A 3,816-nucleotide genomic window follows, 5' to 3' on the forward strand; every position below is an offset into this window, starting at 1 on the left:
TGGTAAACCGATTAAATAATCGCCCTCGAAAAACACGGGGTGGGAAAACACCGAATGAATTATTTAAAGGAATGCGAACATGTTTACTTCCAGATTAACGATGTTGCACTTATTATGTGAATCCAAGAAAGATTATGAAGATAAGGAATAAATAGAATCTCAAAGAGTAAAAAACTTAAGTCTGTATATTATTACAGTACAACAGCTAATGCATTTTATACGGACGAATGGAGACAGGATTATATTAATTGGTTCATTTCCAAACAATGCAGTGGAAGTCGATGAAGCTATCTTCACTGAGTTTGCCGGCAATATTCAGTACCACAAGTTTCGCCAGATTCACCGCTTACAAAAAACCCACGGTAAAAAGTATCCCGGGATTTCCCCAATAACGGCAAGTTTTACTGACGTTATTCCTCTCTTCAGCATGAGCCAATATTTTGAGTTTTCTTCTAATTTTCTGCTCTTATTTCTTGTTCATATTAACCTCAACCAACACCTGTTAAATATATATAAAGCCGTCAGTCGAGGTCTAAAAATTCACATGTCAGTCGAAGTTAGAGATCTGAAAATTTATATGTCTTTTATTGAGTGATATATTATTAATTTCGGATATAACCATGTCGGGAGATATAACCTCCATTATATTGGTATATTTTTTATAATTTATAGCTAATAATGATCCTATTATTATTCTATGAATTTCAGGATTTTGATGTGGTCCTGTGGAGAATGGATTTGCGGTAACAAATAAACTAATTGTGGGTACTTTCAGTGCAATAGCTATATGCATAGGACCTGTATCACCAGTAACAAGCAAGTCGAGTTCATTTATTGTTTGAGTTAATTCTACTAATGTTGTTTTTCCTATTAATTGACTAATTCTACAATGAAACTCACTTGGCAATAATTTAATAAACTCTTGTTGTAAATATACGTCATCAGGTGATCCCACCAACACTATTTTTGTAGTACTATCATTGTTTAAAATATGAGATGCAACCTGAAAAAAATTTCTTACAGGCCAACAACGTTCAGATGATGATGCCCCCATTTGAAAACCAATAGACAGATGATCTTTCTTAATAGAATTAATATGACATGGAATACGCATTTCAATACTGGATTTAGATGCTACTTCACATCCTAATATTTTTACTAATTCTAATTTTCTCTGAATGAGATGGCCTATAAATGATTCAACGTAATTGGTTAGCCATTTTTCAATTAATTTATTTTCAAAATAATTATCTCTAAAAATAAACTTAGCACCAGACATTATGGCACTTAAATAGTCATATGGAGCATGAGAGTGAAGTATAATTGCCAAGTCAGGTTTGCCTGATTCTTTTATCTTTTTTAAAAGTGCTGGGACATGATTTATTTTATTACTCCATGTAATAACCCTATCCCAATCATCTCCACTCTTTAAAAACGACTCTAGTTTTGGATGGCAAATTAATGTAATAAATGCATTTTTAAATCTATTCCTTATGGCATGTATTGCAGGGGTATTCATTAAGAAATCACCCAGTGCAGTAGTAGAATAAATTATTATATATGAAAAATTTTTTTCCTCTAATTCATTAAAGTTATCCCTGGATTTTTCAAAACTTTCGCTTTTAGTATAAATTCGTAAAAATAAATCAACAGCTTTATATTTCAAATATTTCTTCATCTAACATATTCACTTAATGTTATAATTTATTGATCGTATTATGCCCAGTTTTCTTCTTTGATACAATAATATACTCCCATCTCTTCCTACATCTCATCACCACATCCCCTTCAATTTCTTCTGTACAATACTCATTACATGTGTTCCAGCATGCTACGATTCGTCTTGCAATTTCATCAATTGCAGAACTGCCGACCAGGTCCTCGCTTGTTGTTTCGTCCCCACGAATTGTTTTTCCGTATGAAAAAATGGTTGCATTGCTGCAAGACACCGTTGACTTAGACATAGCTACTGAAGCTGAAAAAGCAGCTCTACAGGAATGGAAGGAATATAGAGTGATGTTGAGTCGGATTGATATTTCACAAGCTCCTAATATTGAATAGTAGGAACAGCCGAAATAAGAATAGGGCCGTACGTTCACTGCATCCAAAAAGCTGAGTATCCAACTGATAAAGGTGTGGTCCTTATGACCAAATTACAATACTGAATTTAAGGAATAAATAGAATTTCAAAGTATGAAAAACTTTATTCTTACCCTATCAGGGGAAAATATTAATACTACAGCTGTAAATAAATTTTATCATTTGCAATATTGCAGTAGTAATATCCTTTTTTCACCATAAACTATTCAGCATGTACGGGATGCTAATAAATGAGGGGATATTTCCCCTCATTCCATGCCATTACATATAAAGAATTCTATTTTTTGGCTACGCCAATTATAATATAGTTCCATTTTTTAGGAACGATTTTTGAAAATAAAAATCGGTCAAAAAAGCTTAATATTTTTCTTTGTTTTTCTGTTCTTCCAAAACAGGAAAGGAATCCTGTGGTAATATATTCAACACTTGAAAATTGGTGTAAAAATTCATTCATATCGTCTATTGTTACATATCTCCATTCATCTCCCCATTGGATAAACTTAGATCTTAATATCTTATGTGCAGGAGATGCTGATAGATTTTCAGCGAACCAATATTCTCCCCCTTTTTTTAAGGACTTATATATTTCTGATATGGCAATTTTCTGATTTTCAATATTATTATTACGTCCTATACCCCCGATAACTGATTTAGAAAGCACAATATCTAGTTCATTTGCATATGGTATATCCAGCGCATTTATATTTTTATATGCAATAAGATCACTAAGATTGTAGTCTTTATGTTTTTGATAGGCTTTTTTATTTGGACCGCCGAGATCTGAACAAATTACTTCAGCGCCATTTAGTGCCGCCCATAATGATAAACCACCATTATGGCTACCAATCTCCAAAACTCTAGCATTTTCCAAACTGATTTTCCCTTTTGAAAGCCAAAAACACAAACATTTAGACCAACCATTAATATCCCATTCAATGATATCGTTTAAGGTAGAGCGTGAAATATTTTTCATTATATTACACCTGATGTTGATTTATTTCGGGCCAATTCCCGATATGCGGAATTGGTAGAATAAAGCCCCTGAGAACCATGCATCAAACCCATAGGGGCGTAAATGAGAGTGACGATGCTAAGAAATAAAATAAGAATTTTACTAATCTCCATTATAATTTCGTTTAGCAATAAGAAAGTAGGTAATATGGCAAGAATATATGCTGCTATTTTTAGACAATAACCCAAAGTTATGTGAGCTAAAAGGTAAAGAATACAGAACGTAATCGCTAGTAATATATTGATTATATGTATTTTTTTCATGTTTATTATCTATAGGGTATCATGCAATAGTAGAAATTAGTTTTACTTTCTAAAATAAAAGAAACTGAAATTTATTTTTATCTGGTCAACTTCTCCATTAGTACTGTGTTGTGTATTCTTCTATTACAGAATTTAGGGTAATCTAATATCTCAGTAAATCAGAATATTATAAATAGATAAACCCTTAATACCCTTTGGTAACCCCAGGGCGCGAGCATACTTTGACTCATCTTCATCCAAAGAACACTCTTGCACGATAATCATCACTCCAGCCTGCTTTCTTGAGCTTGTTTCTCTGGCTCGGGGCGCCACAATCACATTGTTTAACCATGTTCAAGACAAGACGCCGGAATAACGCAAGATTCTCAATCGCACCATCCAGAACAATCCGTGAATCATCTTCTTTAAAAACGACATCAAGAATATAATGCTGACTATTTT

4 protein-coding genes are annotated in these 3,816 nt (G+C 33.0%); 1 reads left to right on the forward strand and 3 read right to left on the reverse strand.

What is annotated here, in order from left to right; translation table 11 throughout:
• Window positions 1-547: 547 nt before the first annotated feature.
• Window positions 548-1,678, reverse strand: coding sequence for a glycosyltransferase family 9 protein (locus tag EAE89_RS22400; RefSeq protein WP_214086611.1), 1,131 nt, complete (start codon window positions 1,676-1,678; stop codon window positions 548-550).
• 248 nt (window positions 1,679-1,926) lie between these two features.
• Between EAE89_RS22400 and EAE89_RS22405 the strand changes: the two genes are divergently transcribed.
• The gene (locus EAE89_RS22405; RefSeq protein ID WP_276525720.1) at window positions 1,927-2,061 is read left to right on the forward strand and encodes a tail fiber assembly protein; all 135 of its coding nucleotides are present in this window, start codon (window positions 1,927-1,929) and stop codon (window positions 2,059-2,061) included.
• A gap of 316 nt (window positions 2,062-2,377) precedes the next feature.
• Here the strand turns inward: EAE89_RS22405 and EAE89_RS22410 are convergent, their stop codons facing one another.
• Both EAE89_RS22410 and EAE89_RS22415 read right to left on the reverse strand, forming a co-directional pair.
• Window positions 2,378-3,073, reverse strand: a complete 696-nt coding sequence (locus EAE89_RS22410) for a class I SAM-dependent methyltransferase (RefSeq protein WP_054480303.1) — start codon at window positions 3,071-3,073, stop codon at window positions 2,378-2,380.
• A 534-nt stretch (window positions 3,074-3,607) separates the two neighbouring features.
• Window positions 3,608-3,816 (reverse strand): transposase (locus EAE89_RS22415; protein WP_422615499.1); only part of this gene is annotated, 209 nt, incomplete at its 5' end.

The organism is Photorhabdus heterorhabditis (genome assembly GCF_018448905.1).
Taxonomy (GTDB): domain Bacteria; phylum Pseudomonadota; class Gammaproteobacteria; order Enterobacterales; family Enterobacteriaceae; genus Photorhabdus; species Photorhabdus heterorhabditis.